Origin of the sequence: Microcoleus sp. (assembly GCF_049646505.1) — a bacterium.
Lineage (GTDB): Bacteria > Cyanobacteriota > Cyanobacteriia > Cyanobacteriales > Microcoleaceae > Microcoleus.
In genome coordinates this window covers 21,847-28,425 of the sequence record NZ_JBARVX010000242.1, presented here as the reverse complement: position 1 = coordinate 28,425, position 6,579 = coordinate 21,847, and the positions used below count along the sequence as shown (strand labels likewise).

The window sequence follows — 6,579 nt, the reverse complement described above, 5'->3', positions numbered from 1 at the left end:
TCCAATAACTCTGGAACCGTTACAAATTTGTACCCTTGCTTTTTCAATCGAGCAATAATATTGGGCAAAGCTTGTACAGTCTTTGCTCGATTGCCGCCGCCGTCGTGCATCAACACAATGCCGCCGGAACTTGCTTGCCGGAGTACGTTGTCCATCAACGATTGGGCAGCACTCCGCCAATCTAAAGAATCGGCAGACCACATGACAACTGTATAATTTTTCTTCTGTGCGTAAGCTGCTAATCCATTGTTTAAAATGCCTCCCGGCGGGCGGAAAAGCGATGTTTTTACACCAGTCAATTCTTCAATTAACGATGACGTGCGATCGATCTCGCGAGCTGCGCCGTCTTCGTTGTACTTAATGTATTGGTGGTTCCAAGTGTGGTTGCCGATCGCGTGACCTGCAGCCACTACTTGTTTGCCAAGTTCGGGATAAGTGTGCAGGTACCTTCCTACCCAAAAGAATGTAGCTTTAATATTGTTTTTCTTGAGAATATCTAGGATTTGTGTAGTTGTTGTCGGCCAGGGCCCGTCGTCAAATGTCAGGGCGATCGCTTTGTGCCGCGAGTCGAGTTTCGCCTGACGGATGGTTACACCTTTCAACTGGGAGGGCAGGCTTGATTGAAAGCGCTTTTCCTCCAAAGAGGCGATCGCCTTTTGGGAAAATTCAACTCGACTGGCGATCGCCCCTTTGATTCCGTTAACATTGGCGATCGGCTTTTGTTCTGAGGGTTCGGATACCGCCAACACTTGCGCCTGTATCGGCGGTGCCGTTCGCCCTGTCGCCCGCAAATTCATCGGCAACGTCACGCCCAGCAAAAAACTGGCGGTGGCTGCCACAAAAGCAACGATTAAATTTTTGTGCCGCCTCAACAGCCGTTTCAATTTTGTCACGTCATTATCTCCTTCACACCTTGCACAGTTAATTTTAGATTTTATGTTGATATCCAGTTAATTTAGTTAACTGGATAATCTTAAATAGGATTGTATCTAAAAATGCTACTGCAATTTGCACTTCTCGTGCTTTTCATACAGGAGGATTCTAGATTCATCGAATTGACTGGATAACGCATTTTGCTAAGTTCGCGGCAAAATCTTTATGTTGCCTGCTTACTTTGAAATGGCGTCTTTCTACAATCACTCTAGCTTTTCCTTTATTTTTAGGACTCTAGGCGCGATTTAAGACGCAAGTCTTAGCTTTTTCAGCTTTGCGTTAACGTTAGAGTCTACCACAGTTGCGAACAAGTTCCGGCTGTTTTAAAATGAATTTAATAAATTAAAGCCGTCCTATAAAAACGGGGTTTTAAATCCAGTTTTTCCAGGGGAAAATTTAAGAATTGTGTACAATAAACTGCCTGAACCGTGAAAACGAGGAATAGTTGAAATTTCCTCAAGGAAGAAGGCGATCCAATCGGGTTAATAGCAGGTTACACCAAATCCGGGTTTGCCACCCCCCTTATCTTCTGACTCTTCTGTTTCCTCTTATCTTCGCGATAAGAGCGCTGACGCGCCGCTTCGCGTACTGCGTCGAAAGCAGTTCCATAATAAAGGGGGTATGTTATATCAAATCCTCTCTTCATCGGAATGATTCAGATATATATTCTCGGACTCTGTGTACTCTGTGTTCTAGCGCCGGTTAAATCATTCCGATGCTACCGGAAACGATATTACCTGGATTTGAGTCCGGGGCGATCGCCCCCAACTTGCTCAAATTAACTTTTAGGGCCGATTCTCTGTTTGTACAAGCCGACAATCCGATCGATAACTTCGTCAACAGTCAGATTGTCTGTTTGAATTTCCACAGCATCCTCCGCTTTCCGCAAAGGTGCAATCTCGCGGGTGCTGTCCTTTTCGTCCCGCAGGGCGATGTCTCGTTCCAACTCGGCCAAACTAATATTAGCCCGATCGGTCTCTTTGAGCTGTAACAGCCGCCGGCGCGATCGTTCTTGTACCGAAGCCGTCAAAAAAATCTTCAATTCCGCATCCGGAAAAACGTTAGTCCCGATATCGCGGCCTTCTGCCACAATTCCGCCTTTTTTGCCGCAGCGTTGCTGTTCCTCCACCAGAAACTCCCGCACGGCCGGAATCGCCGCCATTTCCGAGACGCGGGATGTCACTTCCAAACTGCGAATTGCCTCGGTTACATCTTCGCCGTTAATCTTCAGCGTCAAAGCTCCCGGATCGAGGTTGTATTCTAAATAGCTGTAACTTACTAATTCGGCGATCGCGCATTCGTCAGAAATCGGCGTATTTGTTGTCAAAGCCAGCCAAGTCAGGGCCCGATACATCGCCCCAGTATCCAAATAAAACAGCGAGAGAGCTTTTGCTGCTTGGCGAGTTACCGTAGATTTGCCAGCACCCGCCGGGCCGTCGATCGCCACAATCGGCCGCCGGTTCCTGAGAATTAGATTGTCAATCAACCGAGTAGAGCCGACTCTGGCTGCTACGGCCAAAAGTCCTGCTGTTTCCACAACCTGCAACGGCGCGAGAGTGTCGGGATCGACAAGTTCGGCGTATTCGAGCTTCACAGCAGGCTCTCTGGCTACTTCTTCCCGCGCCGCAGCGAGGGTGGCGGAGGCAGTGCGGTCGCCTGAAGCAAAAGTTTTTGAGGCTTGTTGCAGGGCGCGGTAGAGGGCGCAGGCTTGCTGTTTTTGCTCTGCTGTTAAATACTGATTGCGAGAACTCATCGCCAGTCCCGACTCTTCGCGGGCGATCGAACAAGCAACAATCTTGACAGGCAAGTTAAAATCAACAGCAAGTTGGCGGATAATTGCTAGCTGCTGAGCGTCTTTTTGGCCGAAATAAGCTTTTGTCGGCTGCACTAAACTCAAAAGTTTAGTCACAATTACCGCCACGCCCTGAAAATGACCTGGCCTCGACTTGCCGCACAGCACCGATGTCATCGCCGGTGGCGGTACTACTTGAGTTAAGGATGAAAGGTAAATTTGTGTTTGGGCGGTTTTCTGTGTTTCTGTTACCCCTGAGTTGCCAAACATTTCTGTTGCTGGGGGAGCAAAAATGACATCAACCCCAGCTTCTTGGCACAGCAACCGGTCTCGATCCAAATTCCGGGGATAATCTTGAAAATCTTCTGTCGGCCCAAATTGCAGCGGGTTGACAAAAATGCTCACCAGGACGATCGCATTTTCTTGTCTTGCTCGCTGGATCAAGCTCAGATGTCCTCCGTGCAAAGATCCCATCGTCGGCACCAAACCGACTGTCACATGAGGTGCAGCAGATTTTTGTGAATTTAAGTAGCAGCGAAGTGCTGCAATCGCAGTAAACAGGCGCACCGTTAGATTCTCCTGAAGGCAGCATTTATCGGTCAGAATTTGTTCAATCTGATATCTTGCACCGATGTTAGCAACAAACTCGCCCACAAAAGAGCGCGACTTTGGCAGCGAGTGCCAAATGTTAGTTCGACACAATACCAAATCCGGCGAACGTTACCCTGTTCTGCTGGTGCACGGGCAGCCATTGCATCTATGCGCGACGGGCCCTTGGTAGCTAGTTAAGACGCAAGCTGCATTTGTCAAATCGTCCTGTATTAATCTCTCTCTGGGATCTTTCTCTGTGTTCTCTGCGCCCTCTGTGGTTAAATCATTCCGATGCAACCGGAAACGATATGACAAATGCTTCCCAGCTCTCCTGAACTTTTGGTAATAAATTAATCTAACGTTTGGTAAGAGGTAATGGGTAATAGGTCAGGAATCGATCGCCAATTCCCCATTCCCAATTCCCAATTCCCAATTCCCCCGTATCGAACTCTAATTCAGTCAATCAGAACTCAGTAGAAATTATAAATTGTTGGTGGAACCCGCACCTACAAACCGCCACAAAGCCAATCCGCCGCCCCTTCCCCTCGCAGCAATTACCTCATTATCTACCAGAAAATATGCAAAAAAAGCCTGCTTTCCCACACTCAGACTCAAAAACTCCGCTTCCCGCGATTCACCGCTGCGAATAAATCCTTGATACACAGTTTTACCCAACAATTTCACAGTAATTCTGGTAAAATCAAAAGCTAAAATATTCTTATTTACCAAAAACTTAGTCGGCCCGGAAAGAGTTAATTCGATCGCCCCCACTTGCACCGAATTCTCCACCTTACCAGTTTCGATATCCGCTGCCGCGCCGGCAACAGGTTCCGCCGACGAATAAGCAATTTTAATTTTCGCTACCCACTCAGGGATGTAACGTCCCGCACCCAACACAATCCCCGCTTTTTGTCTGGTCTTTTTTGTGCCGGTGATAAAGCACAGTTGCCAGTTGCCAATTAATTGCTCGAAAGAATAGCGAATTTTATTTTTTTTCGCAGTTTTCTCGGTTTCTAGGAGGGCTGCAACTGCGGCGGCGGGAGATGGTTTAGTGTTCGATTGAGCGGCTTGTTTCAGAACGGATATGCTTGACATTTAACTAAAAATAACATAAATTTACTAGGCTCTACCGCAGATATTTAGCAACAGGCTGTCAGACCTGTTCCACAAGCAAAAAAAAGATTGATTGTGGGGCTGGCATCTTAACCAGCTTCTGGTGCGCCGCAGGCTGTCGGGCCTGTCCCACCAGCAGAGAAGAGATTGATTGCGAGGCAGACTCTGGGGCCTGCATTTGATACATCTTTTCCAATCGGGTTTCAAAACTTTGATAATACCGGTTAAATACGACCGATATCTGTAACTATAGAAGAAGTACATAGTTCGATCGACCGCAAAGAGGCCACCGTGCAACCCGTAGACTTTACAACTTTAACCGCCACTTGCAGCGAACTGCGAGCCAAATGGCTGCCAGCGCGCTTAGAACAAGTCTACCAGCGCGATCGATTTACCGTGTCCCTGGCACTGCGTACCATGAAAGGGCGCGCCTGGATAGACCTTTCCTCCCATCCAACAGCAGCCCGCATCTGTGTCGGCGACCCCCCGCCCCGAATTCCCGACACCTTCACCTTCAGCGAACAACTGCGCCACCAACTGTGCGGTTTAGCCTTAGTTGCCATCGCCCCCGTCTCCCCTTGGGAAAGAGTCATCGACTTGCAATTCGCCAAACGTCCGGGCGAACCGGCACTCTGGCACCTCTACGCCGAAATCATGGGCAAGTACAGCAACATCATCCTTACCGCCCAAGACAATTTGGTTGTCACCTGCGCCCACCAAGTCAGCGCCAAACAGTCCACCGTCCGCCCCATCCAAACCGGACAACCCTACGAATTGCCCCCGTCTTTGACCGATGCAGTGCCGAGTCTGAGCGAACCTCAAAACCGCTGGCAAGAACGAATTAGCCTGGTTCCGGGGCAACTAAAGATTAATCTGTTGAAGAATTACCGAGGGTTGAGTAAAGGCTTAGTAGTGTCCATGATTCTTTCTGCAAATTTAGACCCCGAACAATCCACCGACAGCCTCAATCCCCACCAATGGCAGCAACTATTTCAGCGCTGGCAATACTGGCTGCAATGCCTAGAAAACTCCAAATTTCAACCGAGTTTTACCCCCGAAGGCTACAGCGTCATCGACTGGCCAAAACCCGAAAAACAGCCAGAATCTGAATCTGAAAAGGAATCTAATTCCCCCAATCTGTTACATCCGCTACATCCGCTACAAAATCCGCTGCCGAACTCTTCCGTCCAAGAATTACTCAACACCTACTACACCGGCCAAATCAACCAACAACTATTCGCCCAACTGCGGCATCAGCTTACCCAAAAACTCAACAGCATCCTCGCCAAACTGCGCCTCAAAGCCAACACATTTAAAGAACGCTTGCAGCAATCGGCAGATGCCGACACCCACAAATCTCAAGCCGACTTGCTAATGGCAAACTTGCAGCATTGGCAACCGGGAATGAAATCAATTTCCCTCCCCGACTTTGAAACCGAAAAACCAGTTGCCATTCCCCTAAACCCGGAAAAAAACGCCGTTCAAAACGCTCAAGCAATCTACAAAAAACACCAAAAACTTAAAAGAGCTCGCATTGCAGTAGAACCTTTGCTAGCCGCAGTACAGGAAGAAATTGACTATTTGGAACAAGTCGAAGCCGCGCTTTCGGTATTGGAAACCTATCGCAACACCCAAGATTTGCAAACCCTCGCCGAAATCCGCGAAGAACTGATCCAACAAAAATATCTCAACGTACCAGATTACCGCAGTACCGACAAAGATGCTGCGATCGAATTTCACCGCTACCAAACCCCCAGCGGCTTTGAATTATTAATCGGGCGCAACAACCGCCAAAACGACCAACTCACTTTTCGTACCGCCAACGACTACGACTTGTGGTTCCACACCCTAGAAATTCCCGGAAGTCACGCCTTGCTGCGTCTGACACCCGGTAATGTCGCCCAAGAAACCGATTTGCAATTTGCCGCCGACATGACTGCATACTACAGTCGCGCCCGCCAGAGCGAACAAGTCCCGGTGGTTTATACAGAACCGAAATATGTATACAAGCCGAAAGGTGCCAAACCTGGTATGGTTGTCTACAAGCAAGAGCGGATTGTCTGGGGCAGACCGCAGCAAGCTCTCGCATGATATGATGTGCGATGTGCGATGTGCGATCGAACAATCCAACTAAAATAGATTCCCAGCCA

At 48.6% G+C, this 6,579-nt stretch carries 5 protein-coding genes; 1 reads left to right on the top strand and 4 read right to left on the bottom strand.

The features are described from left to right. The 4 genes from WBA89_RS13180 to WBA89_RS13165 all read right to left on the bottom strand — a co-directional run. Nucleotides 1–893 (bottom strand): polysaccharide deacetylase family protein (locus WBA89_RS13180; protein WP_424407049.1); only part of this gene is annotated, 893 nt, incomplete at its 3' end. 818 nt (nt 894–1,711) lie between these two features. Then, on the bottom strand, nt 1,712–3,292 hold the full coding sequence (locus tag WBA89_RS13175) for a bifunctional pantoate--beta-alanine ligase/(d)CMP kinase (protein WP_424407047.1): 1,581 nt from the start codon (nt 3,290–3,292) through the stop codon (nt 1,712–1,714). A 32-nt stretch (nt 3,293–3,324) separates the two neighbouring features. Next, nucleotides 3,325–3,477, bottom strand: a complete 153-nt coding sequence (locus tag WBA89_RS13170) for a hypothetical protein (protein ID WP_424407045.1) — start codon at nt 3,475–3,477, stop codon at nt 3,325–3,327. 319 nt (nt 3,478–3,796) lie between these two features. Next, on the bottom strand, nt 3,797–4,411 hold the full coding sequence (locus WBA89_RS13165; protein WP_424407043.1) for a hypothetical protein: 615 nt from the start codon (nt 4,409–4,411) through the stop codon (nt 3,797–3,799). Between the two features lie 309 nt (nt 4,412–4,720). On the opposite strand from WBA89_RS13165, the gene WBA89_RS13160 reads away from it, so the two are divergent. Beyond that, nucleotides 4,721–6,520 carry an Rqc2 family fibronectin-binding protein gene (locus tag WBA89_RS13160; RefSeq protein WP_424407041.1) on the top strand — a complete coding sequence of 600 codons (1,800 nt, stop codon included), beginning with the start codon at nt 4,721–4,723 and terminating at the stop codon, nt 6,518–6,520. Nucleotides 6,521–6,579 lie beyond the last annotated feature (59 nt).

What these genes read in the sequence shown, in the direction of transcription:
- WBA89_RS13165 (WP_424407043.1), bottom strand. Translation starts at nt 4,411, where the DNA reads ATGTCAAGCATATCCGTTCTGAAACAAGCCGCTCAATCGAACACTAAA.
- WBA89_RS13170 (WP_424407045.1), bottom strand. Translation starts at nt 3,477, where the DNA reads ATGGCTGCCCGTGCACCAGCAGAACAGGGTAACGTTCGCCGGATTTGG.